The organism is Cupriavidus sp. 05T313 (genome assembly GCF_056396665.1).
Genome location: NZ_JBFTLX010000065.1, coordinates 1 through 23,466 on the forward strand (window position 1 = coordinate 1; position 23,466 = coordinate 23,466).

General features: G+C 66.7%; 19 protein-coding genes and 1 pseudogene. 13 read left to right on the forward strand and 7 right to left on the reverse strand.

Going from position 1 to position 23,466, the window contains the following annotated elements:
- Window positions 1-291 precede the first annotated feature (291 nt).
- Both AC1DKD_RS16355 and AC1DKD_RS16360 read right to left on the reverse strand, forming a co-directional pair.
- Window positions 292-1,143, reverse strand: coding sequence for a universal stress protein (locus tag AC1DKD_RS16355; RefSeq protein WP_477143468.1), 852 nt, complete (start codon window positions 1,141-1,143; stop codon window positions 292-294).
- 123 nt (window positions 1,144-1,266) lie between these two features.
- Window positions 1,267-1,986: a cobalt-precorrin-7 (C(5))-methyltransferase gene (locus AC1DKD_RS16360; protein ID WP_477143469.1), complete on the reverse strand. Its 720-nt coding sequence runs from the start codon at window positions 1,984-1,986 to the stop codon at window positions 1,267-1,269.
- A gap of 294 nt (window positions 1,987-2,280) precedes the next feature.
- On the opposite strand from AC1DKD_RS16360, the gene AC1DKD_RS16365 reads away from it, so the two are divergent.
- The gene (locus AC1DKD_RS16365; RefSeq protein ID WP_477143470.1) at window positions 2,281-4,896 is read left to right on the forward strand and encodes a sensor domain-containing protein; all 2,616 of its coding nucleotides are present in this window, start codon (window positions 2,281-2,283) and stop codon (window positions 4,894-4,896) included.
- A 120-nt stretch (window positions 4,897-5,016) separates the two neighbouring features.
- Here the strand turns inward: AC1DKD_RS16365 and AC1DKD_RS16370 are convergent, their stop codons facing one another.
- On the reverse strand, window positions 5,017-5,220 hold the full coding sequence (locus AC1DKD_RS16370) for a CopG family transcriptional regulator (protein WP_441629084.1): 204 nt from the start codon (window positions 5,218-5,220) through the stop codon (window positions 5,017-5,019).
- A 468-nt stretch (window positions 5,221-5,688) separates the two neighbouring features.
- Here AC1DKD_RS16370 and AC1DKD_RS16375 point away from each other — a divergent pair, with 468 nt between their 5' ends.
- Window positions 5,689-5,868, forward strand: a complete 180-nt coding sequence (locus AC1DKD_RS16375; protein WP_035864305.1) for a hypothetical protein — start codon at window positions 5,689-5,691, stop codon at window positions 5,866-5,868.
- A 33-nt stretch (window positions 5,869-5,901) separates the two neighbouring features.
- Here AC1DKD_RS16375 and AC1DKD_RS16380 read toward each other — a convergent pair whose 3' ends face one another.
- Window positions 5,902-8,895, reverse strand: coding sequence for a transglycosylase domain-containing protein (locus tag AC1DKD_RS16380; RefSeq protein WP_441629086.1), 2,994 nt, complete (start codon window positions 8,893-8,895; stop codon window positions 5,902-5,904).
- Between the two features lie 231 nt (window positions 8,896-9,126).
- Window positions 9,127-10,668 (reverse strand): methyl-accepting chemotaxis protein, encoded by a 1,542-nt coding sequence (locus AC1DKD_RS16385; RefSeq protein ID WP_477143471.1) that lies wholly within the window; start codon window positions 10,666-10,668, stop codon window positions 9,127-9,129.
- A gap of 234 nt (window positions 10,669-10,902) precedes the next feature.
- Between AC1DKD_RS16385 and AC1DKD_RS16390 the strand changes: the two genes are divergently transcribed.
- On the forward strand, window positions 10,903-12,459 hold the full coding sequence (locus tag AC1DKD_RS16390; protein WP_441629102.1) for a methyl-accepting chemotaxis protein: 1,557 nt from the start codon (window positions 10,903-10,905) through the stop codon (window positions 12,457-12,459).
- A gap of 42 nt (window positions 12,460-12,501) precedes the next feature.
- On the opposite strand, the gene AC1DKD_RS16395 is transcribed toward AC1DKD_RS16390, so the two are convergent.
- On the reverse strand, window positions 12,502-13,368 hold the full coding sequence (locus AC1DKD_RS16395; protein WP_441629090.1) for a LysR substrate-binding domain-containing protein: 867 nt from the start codon (window positions 13,366-13,368) through the stop codon (window positions 12,502-12,504).
- Window positions 13,369-13,505: 137 nt separating this feature from the next.
- On the opposite strand from AC1DKD_RS16395, the gene AC1DKD_RS16400 reads away from it, so the two are divergent.
- From AC1DKD_RS16400 to bluB, 7 genes are all read left to right on the forward strand, one after another.
- Entirely contained in the window at window positions 13,506-14,093 is a 588-nt protein-coding gene (locus AC1DKD_RS16400; RefSeq protein ID WP_441629092.1) for a cysteine dioxygenase family protein, read from the forward strand.
- A gap of 136 nt (window positions 14,094-14,229) precedes the next feature.
- The gene (locus tag AC1DKD_RS16405; RefSeq protein WP_477143472.1) at window positions 14,230-15,849 is read left to right on the forward strand and encodes a rhodanese-like domain-containing protein; all 1,620 of its coding nucleotides are present in this window, start codon (window positions 14,230-14,232) and stop codon (window positions 15,847-15,849) included.
- Between the two features lie 262 nt (window positions 15,850-16,111).
- The gene (locus tag AC1DKD_RS16410) at window positions 16,112-17,125 is read left to right on the forward strand and encodes a Bug family tripartite tricarboxylate transporter substrate binding protein (protein ID WP_441634953.1); all 1,014 of its coding nucleotides are present in this window, start codon (window positions 16,112-16,114) and stop codon (window positions 17,123-17,125) included.
- 131 nt (window positions 17,126-17,256) lie between these two features.
- Window positions 17,257-18,495: a cystathionine beta-lyase gene (gene metC / locus AC1DKD_RS16415; protein ID WP_441634951.1), complete on the forward strand. Its 1,239-nt coding sequence runs from the start codon at window positions 17,257-17,259 to the stop codon at window positions 18,493-18,495.
- A 74-nt stretch (window positions 18,496-18,569) separates the two neighbouring features.
- Complete coding sequence (locus AC1DKD_RS16420; protein WP_441634949.1) at window positions 18,570-18,815, forward strand: FitA-like ribbon-helix-helix domain-containing protein; 246 nt, start codon at window positions 18,570-18,572, stop codon at window positions 18,813-18,815.
- Entirely contained in the window at window positions 18,812-19,231 is a 420-nt protein-coding gene (locus AC1DKD_RS16425) for a type II toxin-antitoxin system VapC family toxin (RefSeq protein ID WP_441634947.1), read from the forward strand. The genes AC1DKD_RS16420 and AC1DKD_RS16425 overlap by 4 nt, the downstream gene beginning before the upstream one ends.
- 141 nt (window positions 19,232-19,372) lie before the next feature.
- Window positions 19,373-20,050, forward strand: a complete 678-nt coding sequence (gene bluB / locus AC1DKD_RS16430; RefSeq protein WP_441634945.1) for a 5,6-dimethylbenzimidazole synthase — start codon at window positions 19,373-19,375, stop codon at window positions 20,048-20,050.
- A gap of 7 nt (window positions 20,051-20,057) precedes the next feature.
- Here bluB and AC1DKD_RS16435 read toward each other — a convergent pair whose 3' ends face one another.
- Window positions 20,058-20,528 carry an Lrp/AsnC family transcriptional regulator gene (locus AC1DKD_RS16435; RefSeq protein WP_441634943.1) on the reverse strand — a complete coding sequence of 157 codons (471 nt, stop codon included), beginning with the start codon at window positions 20,526-20,528 and terminating at the stop codon, window positions 20,058-20,060.
- A gap of 128 nt (window positions 20,529-20,656) precedes the next feature.
- On the opposite strand from AC1DKD_RS16435, the gene AC1DKD_RS16440 reads away from it, so the two are divergent.
- The 3 genes and pseudogenes from AC1DKD_RS16440 (at window position 20,657) to AC1DKD_RS16450 (ending at window position 23,458) form a co-directional block, all read left to right on the forward strand.
- Entirely contained in the window at window positions 20,657-21,019 is a 363-nt protein-coding gene (locus tag AC1DKD_RS16440) for a hypothetical protein (protein WP_441634941.1), read from the forward strand.
- 123 nt (window positions 21,020-21,142) lie between these two features.
- Window positions 21,143-22,065: pseudogene (locus AC1DKD_RS16445) on the forward strand (LysR substrate-binding domain-containing protein).
- Between the two features lie 142 nt (window positions 22,066-22,207).
- Window positions 22,208-23,458: an MFS transporter gene (locus tag AC1DKD_RS16450; protein ID WP_441634939.1), complete on the forward strand. Its 1,251-nt coding sequence runs from the start codon at window positions 22,208-22,210 to the stop codon at window positions 23,456-23,458.
- Window positions 23,459-23,466: the final 8 nt, after the last annotated feature.

Consider the following 23,466-nt stretch of genomic DNA (forward strand, 5'->3'; position numbering starts at 1 on the left):
ATGTTGACCGCCACGCTCACCCACGTGCTGCGTCGCGCAGCCTGCGCCTTGGCCGGAGCGTCCTCGCCGGATGCTTCGTCTATCGTATCGACTTCCATCGATTTCTCTCTATGGCGTTGGGCGTTGGGGGCGTTGGGGGCGTTGGGGGCATTGGGGGCGTGGGGCTCGGGCGATCTCGCTTCGCGTGGCAGCCAGCCAGGGTGGCACCTGGCCGCAGCAATCCATATGCGGCCAAATGCTATATCAATTTACCTATTGATGCCGCGGGCAGCCCTCAACACCGCTGGCCCGTCAGTGCGACATCAGCAACGGAATTTCGGCATGGCGCATCAGCGTGCGCGTGGTGCCGCCCGTTACCAGCTCGCGCAAGCGTGCGTGGCCATAGCCACCCRCCACCAGCAGATCGGCCCCCAGGTGGCGCACGGCTTCCAGCAGCAGCCGGCCCACCCGGTCGCTGCCTTGCACGGCATGCATGACAGCGGTGATGCCGTGCCGCGCCAGATGATCGCGCAGGCCTGCGTGCGCGCCGGGGACATCGGGCATACCGTGGGTGCCTGTCCGATCATGCGTGCTCGACGCCGAAACCACCGTGACACGCCGCGCCTGGCGCAGCAGGGGCATTGCATCCGCCACCGCGCGGGCAGCCTCCCGTCCGCCGTCCCAGGCGATGGCCACATGCTCGCAAGTCAGGCGGCGCGCGCCAGGCGGCACCAGCAACACCGGCCGGCCGGCGTTGAGCATCACATACTCGGCAGTCTGCGCCACCAGCACGGGGACGGATTCCGGGCCGGGCGGGCGGGCCAGGACAACCAGGTCGGCCATCCGCCCCTGTTGGGCCAGGGCCCAGCCGGGCTCGTCCTCGATGAGCCGGTGCGTGAAGCCCACGCCCGGCGCCGCCTCGTGCATGGCACGATGGAAAGCGGCGCTGGCTTCGGCGCCCTGCGCCAGCAACTGGCGCCTGGCCAGTTCGGCGTAGCGCCCGGCCTCGTCGCCCGCGCCCCGGAAAGGCTCGAGCCGCATGCCGGTGGCTGTCACGCCGATCACATGGCCCGCGGAGCGCTGCGCCAGCCCGGCGGCAAGGCCGACGCGATCCGCACAGCCAGCGTCGGCGCCGAGTTCGACCAGCACGGTCTTGAAATCCATGGTGTTTTCCCTCCGTTCCGGGGACGTCCGCGAACGCGCGGAGACGTTGTCCGACCATCCGGGATGGACTCTACTCCGTGTGCCGTGCAGCGCAAGCGGGCGATGCGCGGGTGTTGCGGCAGATCAAGTTTTCTCCTGCCCCGAGTCCCCCTGCGCCGGGGTGCGCCGTGGCTCAATCTGGCTGGGCATCGGCGCCAGGCTGCGGATCAGCATGATGCTCATGTCGCTGAACGCCTGCGTGCATTGCGCCAGCGTGCCCCGCCACGCGGCATCTGCCAGCGTCAGGTTCTCCCACACCTCGACCGGGTGCGCCGGCGCAACGCCCTGGGCCACCAGCCAGGCGGCGATGTCCCTGGGCATGAAATCCCAGGGACGTGGAATGACGATGGCATTGCGCTGGTCCGCCAGCACATGCAGGAGATGGCGCTTGAACGGATCCAGGTCGCCGCGCCGGTGGAACGTCAGGAAGGTGGTTTCGTCGAAACAAACCTTGCCGCGCGCGGCCAGCACCTGGGCGGCGGAAATGCCAGGTACGGTTTCCACCGGATGGCCGCAAGCCCGCTCCACCCGCTCCAGGTACTGGAAGCCGCTGAAGTGCATGTCGCCCATGAACAGCACCACGCAGCGGCGGCCGGCATGATGCTCGGCCGCAACCCAGTCGAGCCGCTCGACCTGGTCCTGGTAGCCCATGGTGACAATCCGGGCATTCGGCGGCACCAGCGGCCGTATGACCTCGATGACCGTATCGAATCCGGCCACGATGTCGGCGCCGAGGATGAGGTCCGCTACGCCAAGGGTGAGGAAGTCAAGGTGCCCGGGACCTACGCCGGYGCAGATGATCATGGGAAATTCCGGTTCGATGGGAACGGCACGTGCATCGCGCCGCCAGGACAGCGCGCCATTATGCCAAGCCGGCCGCGTCGCGCCGGCCTTGCGGCAGGCGCTGCCATTGCGGTCCTGCGCGGGCAACCCGCGGTTTTCAGCGGTCGCTGAATCAAGTCCCCGATAGCGGTATGCAAAAAAAACTTCAGGATCCGCTACCGGATGCCGATACCTGCATCAGAGCCGAGTCAATGTCCCATGAGCCCAGGCGGGCCAGGCAGGCATTCTCGGGCGTTAGCGACGTTTACCTCACCCATGCCAGACAGAGACAAAGCGCTCAGCATAGCCGACCCGCATCAGTTGTTCCGCAATTCGCTTGAGCAAGCTTCCGACGCCGTCTTCGTACTGAACACGGACAACCGGGTGATCTTCCTGAACGCAGCGGCGGAGACACTCTATGGGGCATCCCGCAAGCAAGTCTTCGGGATGGACGTGGACGCGCTCGTGCAAAAGCTGCCCGGCATCGGCGCGCGCGCTCACGGCGCGGAACCCGGTCAGGACGGCGAGCATGCCCTGCCTTTGCCCGCCGTCCAGATCCTGCGGCCGGACGGCGAGCGGCGCTTTGGCTTTATCGCGGAGGCCAGTACCCGGCTCGGAGACGTCACGCTGCGCACGCTACTGTTGAAGGTGGCGGGCAGCATCGAACCCAGCCGCGACGACCATCCACTGCTTTCGGTCATCGCCGACGAGATCGACAGCGCGGTCCTCGTGGTCGATGACGACTGGCATATTGTGTACGCGAACGCCGGGCTCACGCGCATGCTCGGCTACACGCGCGGCGAGATGGTTGGAAAGACGCCGCGCGAGCTGCTAGCCCGCGAATTCACGGATCCGGGCGTGATGGAGCGGCTGCATGCCCACCGCTCCTCCCCSGGCGGCGAACGCCATGAAGCGCTGGTGTACGCGCGCGATGGCAGCCCGCTGTGGGTCTCCGCCACGGTCCGGCATCTGGTCGCCAGCGACCGTCATCCGACCGGGGGCGACCGGCATCACGGCATCGTCATCCTCACGGATATCACTCAGCAGAAAGCCTACGAACTGCTGCAGCGAAAGGTGTTGCAGGCCATGGTGATGGAGCAGCCGCTCCCGGCCGTGATGGAACTGATCTGTGAGGAAGTGCAACGCGTTGCGCCTTCAGTGATTGCTTCGGTACTGCGGGTGGACGCCGACGGCCGTTTGCGCCCGCTGGCCGCGCCGAGCCTGCCGGCGCACTACGCGGYGGCACTGGACGGCATGAGCATAGGGCCCGCTGCCGGCTCCTGCGGCTCGGCCGCCTGGCTGGGCGAGCCGGTGGTGGTCAGCGATATCGCCAACGATCCGCTGTGGGCGGATTACCGCGATCTCGCCCTGCCGCTTGGCCTGGCGGCGTGCTGGTCGTATCCGATCAAGGCCAGCGACGGGCGCGTACTCGCCACGCTGGCGTTCTACTATCGCACTGTCCGCCAGCCAGATGCGTTCCACCTACAGCTCTTCGAGGTGTGCACTTCGCTATGCAAGCTCGCGTTTGAACGCGAGGCAGCGGCCGAGCGGATCATGCAGCTCGACCACTACGATTCGCTGACCGGCCTGCCCAACCGCAGCCTGCTGCAGATGCAGGCTAGCACCCTGCTGCTCGCCGCACGCCAGGCCGGCACCACGCTCTGCGTGCTGTTCGTCGACCTGGACCGTTTCAAGCATATCAACGACTCGCTTGGCCACGCCGGCGGMGACAAGCTGTTGCGCGAGGTTGCCCAGCGCCTGATCGCGCATGCCGGAGAATCCGCGCTGGTGGCACGGCTTTCGGGCGACGAGTTCGCTCTGGTACTGCCCGACAGCGACCGCCCCCGGACCATTGCCGCGGGCAAGCGCATCCTGGCCGCGCTGCACCAGCCGCTGCGCATCGATCACGCCAGCATCGCTCCGTCGGCCAGCATCGGAATCAGCATGTTTCCCGCCGACGGCGATGCCCTGGACTACCTGCTGCACTGCGCCGAGATGGCCATGTACGACGCCAAGGCCGCGGGGCGCAACCTGTTCCGCTTCTTCAGCATCGAGATGAACTGGGCCGCCCAGGAGCGCCTTGCGCTGGAATCGGCACTGCGCGATGCCTTGCTCGCGGAGGAACTGCATCTCAATTTCCAGCCCCAGGTGTTCCTGCGGGATGGGCGGCTCTACGGCCTGGAAGTCCTGGTCCGCTGGCATCACCCGCATTTCGGCATGGTGTCGCCCGACCGCTTCGTACCGCTGGCCGAAGACAGCGGCCTGATCGGCGCACTCGATCGCTGGGTGCTGGAGCAATCGTGCGCGCAACTCGCCGCCTGGCGCCTGCAGGGGCTGTCCGTGCCCACGATCTCGGTCAATATCTCGCCCGCCAGCTTCCGGGACCCGGGGCTGCCGGCACAAGTGGCCGAGACCCTGGCCCGCCACGGCCTGCCCGCCCAGGCGCTGGTGCTGGAGATGACCGAGGGGCTGCTGATGGAGGATGACGCCGGCATTGCCGCCACCGTCGCGGCCATCCACGCACAGGGCGTACGCTTGTCCATGGACGACTTCGGCACGGGATATTCCAGCCTTGGCTATCTCAGGCAGTTGCCCGTGCACCAGCTCAAGCTTGACAAGAGTTTCGTGATCGACCTGGAAAGCGATGCCGCCGCCCGCGAACTGGCCAGCGCCGTCATCCGTATTGGCGACAGCCTGAAACTCGCGGTGGTCGCCGAAGGCGTGGAAAACGAAGCGCAGCGCCAGTTCCTGCTCTCGCAGGGATGCCATATGGGACAAGGCTACCTGTTCTCGCGCCCGCTGGACGCCGCCGCGGTAGCACGCTGGATCACCACGCCACGGCCGGCCGAACACCAGTCCGCGGTGCCCGGCGACCGGCATTCCAGGCGCTGAGGGCAACGTTCACGTCTGGACCCGCCCAGGGCGATAGCCCGGGCGGTTCGCGCGGCCGGCTCAGGACGGCGAAGCCGGTCTCGCGTTTCCAGCCGCGCCCGCCGCTTTGGCGGCCTGCGCTCAGGCTTCCTCGCCCCCCACCTGCGCCTCGCCACCAAGCCGTGGCTTGGTGGCATAAGCTACGCCATGCATTTCCAGATAGTCGCGAATCAACTGGCGCACTACCTGGGAGGGCGTCTTGTCCTGTGCCGCGCACAGGTTCTCGAAGGCGTTCTTCTTCACCGGGTCGATCAGCAGGGTGAGACGGGCGGTTTTGGATTCCATGGGATTGCAGAGTGCCAGCCAGTGCGCCAGCAATGTTAATTTGATTAACATTTAATGATAATAGAACAACGGCCCAAGGGCAACCGACCGTCTTTCGTGCTGTGCAAAGGACTGGGCATTATCGATGTTTTTACCGAGGGTGCCGGGGGGCTGGCCATGTGATATCCCCGCTCGACCTCATCCACGGCTTGCTTTATTCCTGTACCGGGGCCGGTTGCCGTGGTGGCCGCGCAACGCCCCACCGGCCGCATGGCTGCCGCGGTCATCATCGCGCCATGGATCAGGGCAGCCATGGTGATGACCACGCGGCTCGCGCGGTACACTCCGTGGCTCGGACGCAACTGATTTACGGCCCAACACCACAAAGGTTCGCGCAGACACATTGCTTTGCAATTGCCCGGCTCGCCGCTATCTACAATCGAATTGTCGGGAGGCACATCCCGCCCATCAACGAGCCAGCAACGCATCATGCAGGACCAAGCTTTACCTCCCATCGTGATTTGCCTGCAGGGCCTGCGCGAGTTTGCCGCTTCGCTCACCGCGGGCTCCTTGCTCCAGTCCGCCACCTTGCAGGTGATCGCCGAATACGAACGCAATGCCCGGACTTCCGAGGACGCGTACTGCGCGCGGCTCCACTGCTGGGACTAGCCGCGGATCCAGCGGGACTGCCGTGCCGGCCGTTCAATGCCGGCACGCCAGCGGAGAGCGCGCGCCGCCGTCGCGCACCAGCGGCAGGATCGTAGGCGCGAGCGATTTCAGCAGTTGCACGGACAGCGCGCTGGTGAAGGCGTAGCGCGCGGCGTAGGGTTCCTGCACATAAGCCGTAACGTTGCCGAAATAACGGTCGCCAAGGAAGAATACGAAGGTGGCCGAGCGGCTGACCACGCGCGAGGAAATCAGCCGGCCGCCCGGCCCGTAGACTTCGTAGCGATGGTCGCCGGTGCCGGTCTTGCCGCCGGCCAGGATGCCGCTGCTGCCCAGCGCGGCTTTCAGCGAGCCAGCCGTGCCCGAATTCACCACGCCGACCAGCGCCGCGCGCACTACCTCCGAGATGTCCTCGCTCAACAGCCGCTTGCCCTGCCCGGCCAGCCCGAAATCGGTGGCGTATGGCGTGCCCTGCGCGAATTCCAGGCTGCGCAGCGCGGTCGCCTGCTGGCGCACGCCATTGCCCTGGATAATCCCGACCAGTTCGGCCAGGGCGGCGGGACGATCGCCGGCAGCGCCGATCGCCGAGGCATATGACGGCGTGATCCCGCTGAACGGATAGCCCAGCCGTTGCCAGCGCCGCGCGATTTCGGCGAAAGCCTGGCGCTCCAGCTGGCTGCGGATGCGGCGGGTCTGGCCACCGGGATTGCGAGCCTTGAACAGCCAGACGTACACCTCCTGGCGCTGGTCGGCGCTGTCGCGCAAGACTTCATCCAGGCTGGCGTCAGGCCGCTGGCGCAGGTAATCCAGCAGCCATAGCTCCAGCGGATGCACCCGTGCGAGGTAGCCGCGGTCGTTGAGCGAGAAGCTGGTCTGGCCGTACTTGCGGTACAGCGTCGCCAGCTTGTCATCGGTCAGCCCCACGCGCGGCAGGGTGGCACGCATGATCTTGTTGAACTGCTCCGGATCGATGTCAGGTTCGACGCTACGTAGCGCCACCGCCAGCCCCACCGGCGAGAAGTACCGGTTTTCCAGCAAGCGCTTCAACGCTTCCTGATGGGTCTTGCCGCGATACTTCGAATAAAAAGCGCGCAGGTAGTCGCTACCCTCCTTGTCGGCAAAGCGGACCAGGTAGGCCCGCCGCTGCGGCGCGGCCGGGTTGTTCAGCCACTCGTCGGCATCGGGATGCAGCCGGTAGGTCTCGTAACGCACGATATCCCGCATCAGGCGGATGAAGACCAGGTTCACGGAATGCTCGAAACCCTCCCGCACGGGCATGATCTTCGTGTTCTCCCAACGCTCGAAGTTGGTGAAGGTCTGTAGCCCGCCGCCGGTAAAGAACGCTTCGCCCGCCCCGCCGGAGTAGCGGCGCAGCATGGCGGCCTCCAGGATGGCGCGACGGCTCTTGTCGGAAGCGGTGAGCAGGTAGTTCAAAACCCACTGGGTCAACACATCGAGCTTGGCCGGCTTGACCTCGCGCAACCCGGCGGGCGCCATGTCGGCATATTTCTCATGCAGTTCCGAGATGATCTCGAGGTAAGTCACCAGCGTGCGCAGCTTGGCGGTGGAGCCCAGGTTAAGCCGCGCGCCGCGGTTGAGGTCGAACGGCAGGTCCAGGTTGTCGGCCTGCACGCGCAGCAGGTTCGCGCCGTCGATCTTCTCGTAGAGCGTGAAGCTGATCGCCAGCTTGCCGGGGTCGTCGCCTTCGCGCAGCAGGTTGTGGCCATACATGTTGAAGGCATGGGCGCCATCGCGCGTGCCCGCCTTCAATAGCGCCTCTGTGACGACACGTTGCAGACCGGTATTGATGGTGCTATGGGCCGTCAGGTCGAGGCGGTCCAGTTCATAGCTGCTGTCGAGATCGAGATAGCGCAGCAGGTCGGTGCGCACGCCGCTCAGGGCCTTGCGCGAAACAAACGAGATTTCGGGCCGGTCCAGCGACGGGGGAGACAGCTTCAGTGGCTGCGCCAGCGCCGCATCGCGCAGCCACGGCGGGATGGCGCCCGCAGCCGCCAGCAAGCGCAGGTAGCTGTCGGTCAATGCCACCAGCCCGGCGGTATTGCGGCGCAGGAAATGCGATGGCCCGCGCTGCGCGATGATCAGCGAAAGCGCCTCCTTGAACACCTTCGCCTGCCGCTCGCCGAGTTCGCCTTCGCCCTGGCCAGCGCCGGGTCCCGGGCCTGCCGCATTCGCCAGCAAGCGGTTGGCCTCGTCGAAATCCTGCCCGTACCAGGCCCACAGGCCATCCCCCAGCCCGTTGATCTCGCCCAGGCCGGCACGGGCCGAAAGCGGCACGGAGTTCAGGTAATCGAGCAGGATGCGCTGCCTGGCGGCCACGGTGTTCGGGCCGTCCAGATAGGCGCGCATCGACGCGCTGGCCATCTGCCGAAGCTTTTCCTTGGGCGAACTGGTTCGTCCCGCGCGCGAATGGCGGTATTTCTCGATCTGGGTGGCGAGCGTGCTGCCGCCGGCGGCGTCGTGCTTGTCGTTGAAAAAGCGCACGCCCTGGTCCATTGCGGCGCGCGTGAAGCGCCGCACATCAAGCGCGGGGTTGCGCGTGGGAAATTCGGGATCGAGCAGGTCGCGGTTCTCGATAAAGAGCAAGGCGCCCACCAGCAAGCCTGGAATCTGGTCGAAGCTGCCGTAGGTACGGGGCGGCGCGCTCCTGGCATTGAACGCCTCATCATTGCAATCGAGCAGGTCCAGGCGCGCATGGGTCTTTTCGTGGTACGGCGCGAATAAGCCGGAATCGGTCAGCTCGAGCATCTGGTCGGACCAGCGCGCCTGGCGTTCGCGGCGATAACCGCGCGCCTCCAGCAGTTCCGTGAACTGCGGCAAGCGGCTGTAGCCGAAGCGCAGATCATAAGGCCCGTCTTCCGGAAAGCGGATGCGATCACTCGGACCGTCCTTCACCGCGAACGCGATGTCCTTCGCCCGCCCGGCAAAGTAGCGCGCCTGCAACCGCGAAGTGGCCAGCTCCTCGCTGACGGCCGCGCAGACGAAGTAGACGCCACTAATGAGCAGCGCCAATAACAGTAGCCTGGGCCAGAGACGTCGACGCACGATTCAGGTCCGTTTGCGAGGAAACCGGGGATTCCCGGCACTTCGGCCACCGCAGGCCGCCTGCTGGTAACGATGGCACCGTTCCGCCACCTTTGTCACTACGTATACCCTAGTCCAATGGGGCCAAACGCACAAAAGTGGCATGCGGCGCCACCGCGCATCCCCCATCCCGCCATATGCGCGGGCCCGACCGCCAGCTTACACGCGGAACGCGGCGATAGCCTGGTCCAGTTGGCGCGCCTGCTCCTCCAGCGAGGCCGCCGCGGCAGCAGCCTGCTCGACCAGCGCGGCGTTTTGCTGGGTGCCTTCGTCCATCGACGTCACCGCCCGGTTGACCTGCTCGATGCCGCTGCTCTGCTCGGCCGAGGCGGCGGCGATTTCGCCCATGATGTCGGTCACGCGGCGAATCGCCGCGACCACGTCCTCCATGGTGCTGGCCGCGCGCCCGGCCAGGCTGCTGCCGGTTGCGACATGCGCCAGCGAAGTCTCGATCATGGACTTGATCTCGCGCGCCGCGCCGGCGCTGCGCTGCGCCAGGCCGCGCACTTCGCCCGCTACCACGGCGAAGCCGCGCCCCTGCTCGCCCGCGCGGGCAGCCTCGACGGCGGCATTGAGCGCCAGGATATTGGTCTGGAAGGCAATGCCGTCGACGACACCGATGATCTCCGCGACGGTCTTGGCCGCAGCGCTGATATCGCCCATGGTGGCCATCACGTCGCCTACCACCGCGCCACCCTGGTGGGCCACCTCGGCCGCGCTGACGGCAAGCTGGCTGGCCTGGCGCGCGTTGTCGGCGTTCTGGCGCACCGTGGAGGTCATCTGTTCCATGCTGGACGCCGTTTCTTCCAGGGAGGCGGCTTGCGCCTCCGTGCGGCCGGAGAGGTYGGCGTTGCCGGCTGCGATCTGCCGCGTGGCTGCGGTGATCGCACCGGCGCCCTGGCGCACGCGCCCCACTGTGTGCGCCAGGCTGGCCTGCATGCGCGCCAGGCCTTCAAGCAGGCGCCCCATCTCATCGCGGCGCGTAACCTGCACGGGATGGCTGAGATCGCCCGCCGCGATGCGGTCGAACTGCTTCAGCGCCAGATCCAGCGGGCCAACGATGGCGCGCAGCAGGAACACGGCGCAAGCGGCCGCCACCAGCAGCGCCAGTACGATGGCGGCAACCACCCCGTTGCGGAAATGGCGATACGCCACCTGCGACGCCTCGAAATTGCCGGCGGCCATCTTGAGTTGGAACTGGCTCAGCTTGAGGCTGCTGTCATTGGCGTCGCGAAACAGGCGGGAGAGCTTGCCGTCCATGATCTGGTCGGCCAGAGCGCGGTCCCCGGCCCGCAGCGCGACGATGATGGCGGCGATGCCATCGCGGTTGGCGGCCTCCCGCTTGGCCGCGACAGCCACGGCCAACTGGTCTTCCTCGCTGTCGCGCGGCAAGGCCATGAAGCGCTTCCATGCCTCGTCCGAACGCCGCGTCAGCTCTTCGGTACGGTCGAGCAAACCCTTGGCTTCCGGGCTGTCCRGGTAGAGCATGGCGCGGTCCAGCGCCGTACGCGCGCGGGTGAGGCTCAGGTCCGCTTCGCCCAGCGCCAGCGCCGAAGCGAGCTGGTTCGTGTAGGTGGACTCATGCGCGTCGTTGGCGGCACGCAAGCCGAGCAAGGCGGCCACTCCCACGCCCAGGGCAAGCAGGAACAGCAGGGAAACGGTAGCGAGAAGGCGGGCGCGAATGGTAAGGCTGGCAAGCATGGCGAGGTGCCCGGAGGCTAATGGCTGTGGAGCCCGCGCTGGGCTGAAAGCCTGTCTATCGGTGCGGTGCGGCGACAACTTGAGGGTCGGCCGCAAGTTGTGCGCAAACAGACACCTGGCCGCCTATTTCAAGCATCGGGATTGATCTGACGCAAACATCGGCATGATCCCGGTCAAGTCCGGGCCACGGCCTCCGTTAGTCCGGTGATCTCAAACCCCTGTCCCGATCCGATGATGAATAACCTGAGCGTGCGCACCGCCTTGCTGGGCATCCTGGTGACCTTTGCATGCATGATCGTGTTTGGCGCCGGTGTCGGCGTGCTCGCGCTAGGCGCCGCCAACCAGGCAACCGGCCGCGTCCAGCAGCTTTCCGCCTCCACGCTGTTGCTCAACGATGCGTACAAGGACATGACCCGGGCCCGCGCAGCGCTAGCACGGGCCTACGCCACGGCGCGCGAGGGTGGTGCCGGGGTCGATGCCGGCGCGCTTGATGCCGCCGCCAAAGCCCTCGGAAATTCCGCCAGGGCGTTGCAGCGCTTCGAGGCCACGCCCGCGCAGGAAGAGCAGGACGCGTCCCTGCGCCGCCAGGTCGCCGACGCCGCGCGGCGCCATGCCGGCACGATAGAGCGCGCCATGGCAGCGCTGCGCAGCGGCGACGCTGCTGCCTATGCCACCCTCAACGACAAGGAAGTCACGCCTTCGGGCGCGGACTACTCGGCGGGTGTCGAGCGCTTTCAGGTGGAGGCGGCCCGGCTGTCGCAACAGGAAACCGAAGCAAGCAGCGCGCGCTACCAGTTGGTGGTGAAACTGGTGGTGGTGGGCATCACCGCAGCGCTGGGCCTGATCGTGGCGGTACACCTGGGGCTGCGCGCGTTCGTCGTAGCGCCCCTGGCTGCCGCCGCCGAGCATCTCGACTGCGTGGCCAAGGGCGACCTGAGCCACCGCGCGGTGGCGGCCAGCGGCAATGAGGTGGGACGCGTGCTCGCCGCCGTGGCACGCATGCAGGAGGCGCTGACGCGCACCGTCAGCCAGGTGCGCGCAAGCTCCGACTCCGTCAACACCGGCGCGCGCGAGATTGCCGCGGGCAACACCGACCTGTCGGCACGCACCGAGCACCAATCCGCATCGCTCGAGCAGACCGCCGCCAGCATGGAGGAACTCACCTCCACGGTCAGCAACAACACGGAAAGCGCGCGCCAGGCCAGCGAGCTGGCCGCCGAAGCCGCCCGCCTGGCCACGCGCGGCGGCGACGACGTACGCGGCGTGATACAGACCATGGGCGACATCAGCAGCAGTTCGAAGCGGATCGCCGACATTATCAGCGTGATCGACGGCATTGCATTCCAGACCAATATCCTGGCGCTCAACGCCGCCGTGGAAGCGGCGCGGGCGGGGGAGTCGGGACGCGGTTTCGCCGTGGTGGCGGGCGAGGTCCGCGCTCTGGCGCAACGCAGCGCCAGCGCCGCACGCGAGATCAAGTCCCTGATCGACGACTCCGCCAGCAAGGTCGGTGCGGGCAACGCACTCGTCGCCCAGGCCGGCCAGACCATGAGCGAGACCGTGGACGCCGTGCAGCGCCTGGCGCGGATCATGGAAGACATCTCGTCGGCATCGCTTGAGCAAAGCGCCGGCATCGTGCAGGTCAGCGAGGCCGTCACCCAGATGGAGGCCGTCACCCAGCAGAATGCGGCGCTGGTGGAACAGGCGGCCGCCGCGGCCGGATCGCTCGAAACGCAGGCGCGCCAGCTTGCCGAGGCGGTCGGCGCCTTCCGGCTCGCGCAGGCCGCCTGAGGGCCAGCACGCACGCCCCTCTACAACCACCTCAGGCCACTTTCATGCAGCCGCCAGTCCGCGCTGCAAAGTGGTCTTGAGCATGGAGAACACCTGCCGCGCCACCGGGTTGGCCGCATTCGGCCGGGCCCACAGGTAATACGTCACATCGGGCAGGCGCGGCAGCCCGTCCTTGTCGCCCAGCACCCGCATATCGGCGCCAAGCAGGTCGATGCTACGGGCCGTGATGCCCAGGCCCGCGCGGATGGCCGCCTTTATGCCAATCAGGCTCGGCGCAAAATAGGCCGTGCGCCAGGGCACGCCGGCCTCCTTGAGCGCTTCCAGCGCCAGCTTGCGAAACAGGCTGGGTTCGTCGGCCAGGATCAAGGGCACCGTGCTGCCCTGCTCATAGGCAAAATCCGCCGCGCACACCCAGATGGTGGGCGAAGTGCGCAACACCAGGCCATCCAGGCTGCTGTCTTCGCGGGTGGAGACAGTCAGGTCGATTTCCCCGCGCCGCAACGACTCCATCAGGAAAGGGCTGCGCCCGACATGGATCTCCAGGCGCAAGGCGGGGGAAGCCCGCGCGATGTGCGACAGCAGCGGCGGCAGGATGGTGTCGGCCACATCGTGCGGCGCGCCGATACGCAGCGATCCGGTCAGGTCGCCCTCGCGCAGCACGCGCAACGCCTCGTCGTTCAGGTTCAGCAGTTGCCGCGCATATTCCACAAGCTTGTTGCCATGCCGTGTGAGTTGCTTGCCGCGCCCCTGGCGCTCGAACAACACCAGCGCCACCTGCTCCTCCAGCCGCTGCATCTGCTGGGTGACGGCGGACTGGGTGCGATGCAGCCGTTCCGCCGCCGCGGCAAAGGTACCGTGGTCGGCAATGGCCACCAGGGTGCGCAGCAGGTCCAGGTCGAGATTACGCATTCATTAGACTTGCTTAAGTGTTTTCATGGGTGATTAAGTGGTTTTGGGCACGGGCCTTCATTACAGTGAAACCAGACAAAGATACGTCCCGCCCCGCAAACCAAGAACTATCAAGACTCAGCAAGGATTCTAGAGACATGTCGATCGCACAACAACGCCAGGCCGCCGTCGGGGAAACCATTCGATCCATCAAGGAAATCGTAGCCAGCGGCGGTGTCACCCGTGACTCGCTGGCCAGCGTCCTGGATCAGGTGGCGCAACTGGCGGCCAGGCCGCAACTGTGGGCCGAGAGCGAATTCGCCCCGCCCGAGGAAGGCGAGCGCCAGGCCCGCTACCTGATTGCGGAAGATCCCGACCAGAGCTTCGCGCTGTACCTCAACGTGATGCGGCCGGGCAAGCGCATCCCGCCGCATGACCACACCACCTGGGCCTGCGTGGCCGGCGTGGTGGGGACCGAGTACAACGACGTCTACCTGCGCACCGACGACGGCAGCGTGCCGGGCGTGGGTACGCTGGCGCACTCGCACACCGTGGAAGTGGGCCCGGGCTCGGGCATCGCGCTGCTGCCCGACGACATCCACTCGGTCGAAATTCGCGGCGAAGCCGTGATCCGTCACCTGCATATGTACGGCCGCGCCCTGGAAACCCTGACCAGCCGCACCGCTTATGACCTCGAAACGGGCCGTTGCCAGGCCATGAGCGTGGGCGTCAAGACGCGCCGCTAAGCGGCACCGGGGCGGTGCGGCACTGACACGCCCGCACCGCCCCGCCTCTGCCGAAGCCCTTTTCCAACGCACTACCGCTTGCCTCCCGCCCGTGCGCGGCCAGGAGGCCAGGCCCCCTTTTTGCCTGAAGAACCGCATGCCCGACATCCTTACTACCCATTACACCCTGCTCGATCCCGCTGCCCTCAAAGGCTGGCTGCACGACCAGGAGGAGATCGCCCTGTTCGATATCCGCGAACATGGCCAGTACGGCGAAGGCCATCCCTTCTACGCGGTACCGCTGCCTTACAGCCGGCTCGAACTAGACATAGGCCGGCTGGCCCCGAATCCTTCGGCGCGCATCGTGCTGGCCGACGATGGCGACGGCCTGGCGCCGAGCGCCGCGCAGGCCCTGGCGGCCCTCGGCTACACGCGCTTGTTCGTGCTGGACGGTGGCGTACCGGGCTGGCATGCCGCCGGCTATGCGCTGTTCGCCGGTGTCAATGTGCCATCCAAGACCTTCGGCGAACTGGCCGAGCACCATTACGGCACGCCCCGCGTCTCGGCCGCCGAACTGGCCGCCATGCAGGCCGGCGAGCAAGCCCCGGTGGTGCTTGACGGCCGGCCCGTCGCGGAATTCCGCAAGATGAATATCCCCGGCGCCATCTGCTGCCCCAATGGCGAGCTGGCCTACCGCCYGCGCGACCTCGTGCCGGACCCGGCCACGCCCATCGTGATCAACTGTGCCGGCCGCACGCGCAGCATCATCGGCGCCCAGACCTTGATCAATTTTGGCGTGCCCAACCCTGTATACGCGCTGGAAAACGGCACCCAGGGCTGGTACCTGAACGACTTCAGGCTGGAACACGGCGGCACGCGGCGCTATCCGGACAACGCCGCGCCCCGCGGCCTCGATGCGGGCCGCACCGCCGCGCAGGCGATGGCGCAGCGCTTCTCGGTCCCTCGCATCGATGTGGCCGAGGCCCGCGCGTGGCTCGACGACCGCTCGCGCACCACCTTCCTTTGCGACGTCCGCACGCCGGAGGAGTATGCCGCCGGGTCGGTACCCGGTGCCCAGAACACACCCGGCGGCCAGTTGATCCAGGCCACCGACCAATATGTGGGCGTGCGGCGCGCGCGCCTCGTGCTGATCGATGCCGATGGTGTGCGTGCGACCGTGGCAGCGAGCTGGCTGCGCCAGATGGGACACGACGCCGTAGTGCTCGAAGGCGGGCTGGAGGCGGCGCTTGGCGGCCGCCTGGCCGCGCCCGCCGGTCCGCAGGCGCCGGCTCGCGCCCTGCGCCGTATCGATGCCCCCACGCTGGCCGCGGGCCTGGCCGGGCAACAGGTGCTGGCGCTCGATGTGCGCGCCAGCATGGCGTATCGCGCCGGCCACGTGCCCGGCAGCCGCTGGTCGATCCGCCCGGTCTTTGCCCGCGACCTGGCCGGCGTGCCAAGCGACACGCCGCTGGTGCTGATCGGCGACGAAGGCCAGCCGGGACTGGCCGGGCTGGCTGCCGGCGAACTGGCGGTGCTCGGCTACCGCGATGTCCGCCTGCTGGCCGGCGGCGTGGATGCCTGGCAGGCCGCGGGAAATACGCTCGCCACGGGGGACGAGGCGAACAGCCTGCCGGATGCGCGCTGCATCGATTTCCTGTTCTTCGTGCACGACCGCCACGACGGCAACAAGGAAGCCGCGCGCCGCTACCTGGCGTGGGAGACCAACCTGATCGGCCAGCTTGACGCGCAGGAACTGGCCACTTTCCGATTCGCCTGATCCGGCCAGCCCGGGATCGTTCCGCAACATGACCCGCCAACAGCGACCGAGCCCTTCGCGCATCCGGCACCCGCCCGCACGCGTGCTGGGCCATGCGCGCGGACGGCAAGGCGAGTCGCCTGGCTTTGATTCCCACACGGCTCGACGGTGCAGCGCCAAGGGGACGTCCCGGCATTCCGGGAACACAGGGGCAAGCGGGGCCGCAGAAGCCCGCCCGGCCCCCCTTCGCTCTGGCATCTCTCTACATACAAAGGGGTTCTTCATGTCACGCATCAAGCAGGTACTGGCCGGCACTTTCGCCACCGTCGCAGTCCTCGCCATCACGATGGCCACGTCCGCTACATCCGCCACTGCACAGCCGCTGGCGCCGGTTGGCGGTTTCCCGTCGCAGCCGCTGCGCTTTGTCTCGCCGTTTCCGGCCGGCGGCGGCAACGATGCCGTCACCCGCATCGTCACCACGCGGCTCACCGAAGTGCTCGGGCAGACCGCCGTCACAGACAACCGCGGTGGCGCCGGCGGCAATATCGGTACGCGCTTCGTGGCCGAATCCAAACCCGACGGCTATACCTTGCTGACCTCGCAGGTGTCGGTGATGGCCGTCAATCCGACGCTGTACAGCGCCCCCGGCTTCGACCCGGTCAAGAACTTCATGCCGGTCACGCAGATCAACGCGGCGCCGCTGGCCATCGTGGTGGCAGCCAATGCGCCGTGGCAGACGTTTGCCGAACTGGCCGCCCAGGCCAAGGCCCAGCCGCAGAAGATCACCTTTGCCACGCCCGGCAACGGCACGCTCTCGCACCTGGTTGGCGTGGTGCTGGACAAGGACAGCGGGGTGGCCCTGCAGCATGTGCCCTACAAGGGTGCCGGCCCCGCCATCAACGATCTGCTGGGCGGGCAGGTGAATGTGCTGATCACTTCCACCTCCTCGGTGGCGAGCTTTATCCAGAGTGGCCGCATGCGTGCGCTGGCGGTCACCAGTCCACGCCGCCTGGGTGTGTTCGCCAAGGTCCCGACGCTTGAGGAACTCGGCTATCGCAATGCCCGCTTTGAAGACTGGTATGGCGTGTTCGCGCCGGCCGGGACTTCGCCCGAGCGTATCGCCTATCTGAACCGCGCCATCGCGCAGGTGCTGCAGATGCCCGAAGTGGTGAAGCTGATCAACGAAGGCGGCAGCGACGTGGTGGCCAGCAAGCCGGACGCATTCGCCGCGCAGCTCAAGAGCGACATCGCGCGCTGGTCGCACATCGTCAAGCTCTCCGGCGCCCGCGTGGACTGATCAGCCTGGATTCGAAGCGGGCGGCATGGCTCTTGCAGCCGCCTGCACAGGCAACGACAAAGTACAAAAGACAAGCACCAGCCGTCATCACCGCCGTGCCACCCCGGCGCGGCGTCCTACCAGGCCAGGCCATGAAAAAGCAAAGCATACTTACCCATCTCGCCCACGTCGGCCGAACCGCCTCCGTGGACGGCGGCCAGCCGGTCAATCCGCCCGTGGTGCGCGCCAGCACGGTGCTGTTCGACTCGGTGGCGCAGATGCGCGAGATGCGGGCGCGGCGCGGCAGCGAGCGCCTCTTCACTTATGGCGCGCGCGGCAACCCCACCGCGTTCGCACTGGAAGACATGGTCACCGAGCTGGAAGGCGGCTACCGTACGCGGCTCTTTCCCAGCGGGCTGGCGGCGGCGGCAATGACGCTGCTGGCCTATCTGCGCCCCGGCCAGCATGTGCTGCTGCCCGATTGCGTCTACGAGCCGGTGCGCAAGCTCGCCGAAGGCTTTCTCGCGCAGCACGGGATTGCCACCAGCTTCTATGCCGCCGACGGCCACGACCTGCAAGCCAGGCTGCGGCCCGAAACCCGTCTCGTGTACGTGGAAACGCCCGGCTCGCTGGCCTATGAGATGTGCGACCTGCCGGCCGTCGCCGACATAGCGCATCGTCATGGCGCGCTGGTGGCGGCCGACAACACCTGGGGCTCCGGCCTGCTGTACCAACCACTTGCGCTCGGCGCCGATATCTCCCTGATGGCCGCGACCAAATACCTGTCCGGGCATTCCGACGTCATGATGGGCACGGTCTGCACGACCGAGGCCGCCTGGCCCGCGTTGGCCGCGCTGGCCGACGCCTTCGGCATCGCTGTCAGCCCGGACGACGCCTATCTGGTGCAGCGGGGCATGCGCACGCTGGGCGCCCGCCTGTCCCAGCACGAACGCGGCGCACTGGCGGTGGCGCACTGGCTGTGCACCCGCCCCGAAGTCGCCGAAGTGTTCTGCCCCGCCCTGCCCGGCGACCCCGGACACGCACTGTGGCGCCGTGATTGCCACGGCACCAACGGCCTGCTGTCGTTCTCCCTGCGCGATGCCGCGCCGGATGCCGCCGAACGCTTCATCGACAGCCTTGCGCTGTTCGGCATCGGCGCCTCCTGGGGCGGCTTCGAGAGCCTTGCTGTGATCGCCGACATGCACGCCGCGCGCACCGTCACCGACTGGTCGGCGCGCGGGCAGGTGATCCGCTTGCATATCGGGCTGGAGGAGATCGACGACCTGCTGGCGGACCTGGCGCAGGGGTTCGCGGCGATTGCCGCTGACAAGGAGACCGTCCTGCCTTTGGCGACACACGCGGATGCGCTGCCTGCACTGTCCGGGCATTAGCAGGTGTCCGAATGGCACTGCGTCTTGTACCTCTGTGCTAGCATTGCATTCAATGCAAGCACAGGAGACCGGATATGGCGACACTGACCATTCGCAATATTGATGAGGATCTCAAGGCACGTTTGCGCATTGAGGCCGCACAGCACGGTCGCTCAATGGAAGAGGAGGTTCGCGTCATCCTGCGTCGTGCCCTGAACAAAGCACCTGGCCCCGGCCCATTCGGAAGCCGGTTACACCAGCGCTTTGCAGGCCTGGCTGATCCGGGGATCGAGCTACCCCCACGCGAGGAACAGCCTCGGTCGGCGGATTTGCCCGAATGATCGTACTCGATACCAATGTAGTGTCGGAGTTCATGCGGGCACAGGCCGAGCCGGCTGTCATCGGATGGCTCGACCGGCACTCACAACATGAATATGCTGTAACGGCGGTGACCGTTGGCGAGCTTCTATTTGGCATTGCGCGCTTGCCGGAGGGGCGCAGAAAAAGCGGGCTACGAGAAGCAGCGCTCCAGATGCTCGAGGAAGAATTCGCGGGACTGGTGCTTCCATTCGACGAAGCGGCCGCCGTCCACTACGCCGCGCTGGTGTCCCAGCGGGCTCAAGCCGGACGCCCCATCAGCATGGCAGATGCCCAGATTGCGGCTATTTGCTCTCATCATGGCGCCGTACTTGCCACACGCAACGGAAAGGACTTCGAAGGAATTGGCCTGACTGTCGTGAATCCATGGATGGGTTGATAGCGAGCGCCAGCGGAGATGTCCAAGCCTGTGCCCTGACCGTTTATCCGCGCGAACAACATCGGCGATCTTCAGGTTCGCCCTCTTCGCTTGCCCGCCTCCGCACAGGATTACAATGCCGGCTTTGGCGTCCCTCACGCAATGCCCGCGACCATAGCCGACTGCCCTCCCGCCGTTTTCTCACCTGACGAGCAGCAGAGCTTCTACCGCCTCATCGCCTCGCGCCGCGACATGCGGCACTTCATTGCGGGGGCTTCGGTCGACGAGGCCGTCTTGCTGCGCCTCCTCCATGCCGCGCATAGCGCCCCCTCGGTTGGCCTGATGCAGCCGTGGCGCTTCATCCGTATCGCCAATCCCGCCCTGCGCGGGGAAATTGCCGCCCTGGTCGAGGCCGAACGGCAGAACACGGCGATGGCGCTGGGCGAGCGTGACGGCGAGTTCCTGCGCCTGAAAGTGGAAGGCGTGCGCGAATGCGCCGAGCTATTGGTGGTTGCGCTGGCGCCCGACGATGGCACCGTGTTTGGCCGGCGCACCATGCCGCGCGAGATGGCGCTATGCTCCGCCGCCTGCGCCATTGAAAACCTCTGGCTGGCGGCGCGCGTGGAGAATCTCGGGCTGGGCTGGGTTTCGATGTTCGCGCCGGACGCGCTCGCCACGCTGCTGAAGCTGCCGCCGGGCGCGCAGCCTATCGCCATTCTCTGCCTGGGGCCGGTGCAGGCCTTTTATCCCGCGCCGATGCTGGAAGTGGAAGGCTGGCGGCAGGGGCGCCCGCTGGCAGCCATGATGTCCACCGATACCTGGAATCAGCCTGACGCCTGAAGCGCTCTCAAGGCGCGACCGACGGCTCCCGCTTCATGCAACGCAGCACAAAGGTGGAATGGCTGTGCCGCAAACCCGGCAGCTTGTAGAGCTTGTGGCGCAGGAACTCCTCGTAGCCTTCGGTGCCCGCCACCGCCACCTTGATCAGGTAATCGTATTCGCCGGTCAGCAGGTAGGCTTCCATCACTTCCGGCAGTTCGGCCAGCGCTTCCCCGAAGCGATCCAGCATCTCGTCATCGTGCCGGTCCAGCGTGACTTCGATCAGCACGGTATCGGGCAAGCCGAGCGCCTTCTGGTTCAGCAGCGCCGCATAGCCCTCGATCACCCCGCTTTCCTCCAGGGCACGCACGCGGTTCCAGCAGGGCGTGGGCGACAAGCCGACCTGCTCGGCCAGCTTGAGATTGGATAGCCGGCCATCGCGCCGCAACGCGCGCAGGATGCGCCGGTCCGTTTCATCGAGCTTCGGGGTGGTTGCCATGGTTTTTGCCACTACAAGAGATGAAGTTACTGCTCAATCTATCATAGATAGATAATCCATCTCCAAATTACGCAAAACCGAAGACAATAAAGAAGCTCATTCTGGGGCCCCGCTGGTAAATTTGCCGCATGAACTTCACACCCGCCTCCCCCACCGGTGCCGACGCCATGCCTACCCTGAACCTCGCAGTGCAACTCGAACGCAGCGACCTTTTCAGCGCCATCGAATGGACGCTCGCCAACGCCCGCCGCACCGGGCTGCGCCTGCTCGACATGCGCTTCGGCCACGCGGCGGCGCCCCACCAGCTCACGCTGTCGGTCGCCGCCGGCGATGCGAACCTGCTGGATCTGTTCGTCAAGCGACTGGAAAACGGCGCCGATGTGCTCGACGTGCTGGAAGTGCTGGAAGTGCCGGATGTCCCCGCGCCGGCAAAACGCGCCGTACCGGCGGCGCAGCCGGTCGCCATGGAATCTTCGCTAGAATGCATCTGAGCCGCCGATGCCGGAAATGGTCAGCGCGCGGCTCGGTGACGCCCGCTCCGGGCGCCGTCCCCTGCGCCGCGGTGCCTCCACATCGCGGCGGATACCGTGCCAGCCGGTCGTTCGGAATGCGTCATGCCACGTCGTTTGCCGCCGCTCTCATCCCTTCGCTTATTTGAAGCCGCCGGGCGCCACCAGAGCTTCAAGCTCGCTGCCGCGGAGTTGAGCGTCACGCCAAGCGCGGTGAGCCACGGGATCGTCGGACTGGAGCAGTCGCTCGGCGTCGAGCTCTTTATCCGCGAGCCCCGCGGGCTGTCCCTGACGCCGGCGGGCGCGGACTACCTGACCTACGTGTCCAAGGCGTTCTCCCTGCTCGAAACCGGGACACAGCGCCTGCCGAACCAACGGGAAAACCGCACGATCGCCGTGAGCTGCGCGCCCACCCTGGCATCGCGTTGGCTGTTGCCGCGCCTGCATGGCTTTCGCGCGCGGTGGCCGGATATCAATGTCACCGTCGACACCTCGCAGCGGCTGGTCGGTTTTCCCGCCGACGGGTTCGATTTCGCCATCCGGATGAGCCGGGCCCCCACCGCTGGCGCTTGCTGGACCCGGCTGTTCGGCGAGCAGCTGGTCCCGGTATGTAGCCCGCCTATCGCGACAGCTTGCTCGATGCAAACGGCACCATGGACCTTCGGCGCGCGACGCTGATCCACGTCAACCCCGCGAGCGAAGACTGGCAGGCCTGGCTGGATGCCGCGCACATTGCCGGGATCGCGTCATCCGGCGGTTTGCGCTTCGATACGATCCAGCTGGCCTTCGAAGCGGCCAGCGCGGGCCTTGGCGTCGCGCTGGGCAGGCGGCCGCTGGTCGACAGCGATCTCGCCAGCGGGGCGCTGGTCGAAATCGGGCCCGAAGTGATCTCCGCCCGGACCGCCTACTGGCTGGTAAGTGCGGCGGGCGCGGATCACCGGCCCGACCTCTCCGGCTTCAGGCAGTGGCTGCTGAGCGAAGCCGGGGCCTTCGAGGACAGCGCCTCGGCCGCCGTTTCAATTCCATAGCAAAGCCACAGGCAAAGCCGGCGCATCGCGCACCGATCCGCGATAGCACAGGTGAATTTCCCTCACCTGTCGTCAAGATCTTTTCCTTTGCCGCATCGCCCCTCCGCTGCCAGTATTGGCGGCACGAGGAGGGCCAAACACCATGTTGACGGCACCCAGCAGGCAAGCTGCATCTTTAACGCACCCGGCAACGCTCGTCGTTGTGTCGGCGGCGCTCATCCTGAGCGTCGTCATGGGTATCCGGCAGACCTTCGGGCTATTTATCGGGCCACTGTCGTTCGACCGCGGGATGCCTGTCACCGTGATCGCGTTCGCGATCGCGCTTCACAATCTGGCGTGGGGATTCGCGCAACCGTTCGCGGGTGCCGCGGCCGACCGATACGGGTCCGCGCCGGTGGTTGCCGCCGGCGCGCTCAGCATTGCCGCCGGCCTGGCACTCGCGGCCATGGCACCGTCGGGCGCCATGCTAGTCGTCGGCATCGGCCTGCTGTTCGGCATCGGGATCAGTTGCACCAGCTTCGGCGTCGTCCTGTCGGCGGTTGGCCGCATGGCATCCCCCGAGAAGCGCAGCATGGCGATGGGCCTGGCGAGTGCCGGCGGATCGCTCGGCCAGGTCCTCATGGTTCCGCTTGCGCAGGCGGTGCGGGAAACATCGGGCGTATCGGCGTCGCTGTTCGTATTCGCGTTCCTGATGCTCGTGGTGGCGCCATTCGGGATCCTTCTGGACCGCCGGGATGCGTGCCGCGCGCCACTGGCGGAGCCGCAGGCGTTTTCCCTGCGTGAAGTCTTGTCCAGGGCGTGCCGGCACCCCGGCTATCGCCTTCTCACCATTGGCTTCTTCGCCTGCGGATTCCAGCTTGCCTTTATCGCCACGCATTTGCCGGGCTATCTGACGCTCTGCCATATGCCCATGGGACTGGGGGCGACGGCGCTGGCCCTGATCGGGCTGTTCAATATGCTGGGAAGCTGGGCATGTGGCTGGCTGGGCGGCCGCTTTCGCCAGCAGTACGTGCTGGGCTGGCTCTACCTGGTCCGGTGCGTGGCCATCGGCGCCTTCCTGCTGGTGCCGAAGACCTCCGCCTCGGTCGTTATCTTCGCCGCCGTGATGGGCCTGACCTGGCTGGGGACCGTGCCGCTGACGAGCGGGCTGGTGGCGAAGATCTTCGGCACACGCCACCTGGGAACGCTGTTCGGCGTCTGCTTCCTGAGCCATCAGGCCGGCTCGTTCCTGGGTGCATGGCTAGGCGGCTTCGTCTTTGACGTGACCGGTTCCTATTCGCTGGTATGGGGCGCCACGGCAGCCGCCGGGCTGCTGGCGGCGATATTGCACTTCCCCATCGACGATACCGTGATGGGCACCCCTGCCCTTCGATCGGATCCGGCGCCAACGTAGCCAGCGGA

What these genes read in the sequence shown, in the direction of transcription:
- AC1DKD_RS16370 (WP_441629084.1), bottom strand. Translation starts at nt 5,220, where the DNA reads ATGGAATCCAAAACCGCCCGTCTCACCCTGCTGATCGACCCGGTGAAG.
- AC1DKD_RS16375 (WP_035864305.1), top strand. Translation starts at nt 5,689, where the DNA reads ATGCAGGACCAAGCTTTACCTCCCATCGTGATTTGCCTGCAGGGCCTG.
- AC1DKD_RS16390 (WP_441629102.1), top strand. Translation starts at nt 10,903, where the DNA reads ATGAATAACCTGAGCGTGCGCACCGCCTTGCTGGGCATCCTGGTGACC.
- AC1DKD_RS16395 (WP_441629090.1), bottom strand. Translation starts at nt 13,368, where the DNA reads ATGCGTAATCTCGACCTGGACCTGCTGCGCACCCTGGTGGCCATTGCC.
- AC1DKD_RS16400 (WP_441629092.1), top strand. Translation starts at nt 13,506, where the DNA reads ATGTCGATCGCACAACAACGCCAGGCCGCCGTCGGGGAAACCATTCGA.
- AC1DKD_RS16410 (WP_441634953.1), top strand. Translation starts at nt 16,112, where the DNA reads ATGTCACGCATCAAGCAGGTACTGGCCGGCACTTTCGCCACCGTCGCA.
- metC (WP_441634951.1), top strand. Translation starts at nt 17,257, where the DNA reads ATGAAAAAGCAAAGCATACTTACCCATCTCGCCCACGTCGGCCGAACC.
- AC1DKD_RS16420 (WP_441634949.1), top strand. Translation starts at nt 18,570, where the DNA reads ATGGCGACACTGACCATTCGCAATATTGATGAGGATCTCAAGGCACGT.
- AC1DKD_RS16425 (WP_441634947.1), top strand. Translation starts at nt 18,812, where the DNA reads ATGATCGTACTCGATACCAATGTAGTGTCGGAGTTCATGCGGGCACAG.
- bluB (WP_441634945.1), top strand. Translation starts at nt 19,373, where the DNA reads ATGCCCGCGACCATAGCCGACTGCCCTCCCGCCGTTTTCTCACCTGAC.
- AC1DKD_RS16435 (WP_441634943.1), bottom strand. Translation starts at nt 20,528, where the DNA reads ATGGCAACCACCCCGAAGCTCGATGAAACGGACCGGCGCATCCTGCGC.
- AC1DKD_RS16440 (WP_441634941.1), top strand. Translation starts at nt 20,657, where the DNA reads ATGAACTTCACACCCGCCTCCCCCACCGGTGCCGACGCCATGCCTACC.
- AC1DKD_RS16450 (WP_441634939.1), top strand. Translation starts at nt 22,208, where the DNA reads ATGTTGACGGCACCCAGCAGGCAAGCTGCATCTTTAACGCACCCGGCA.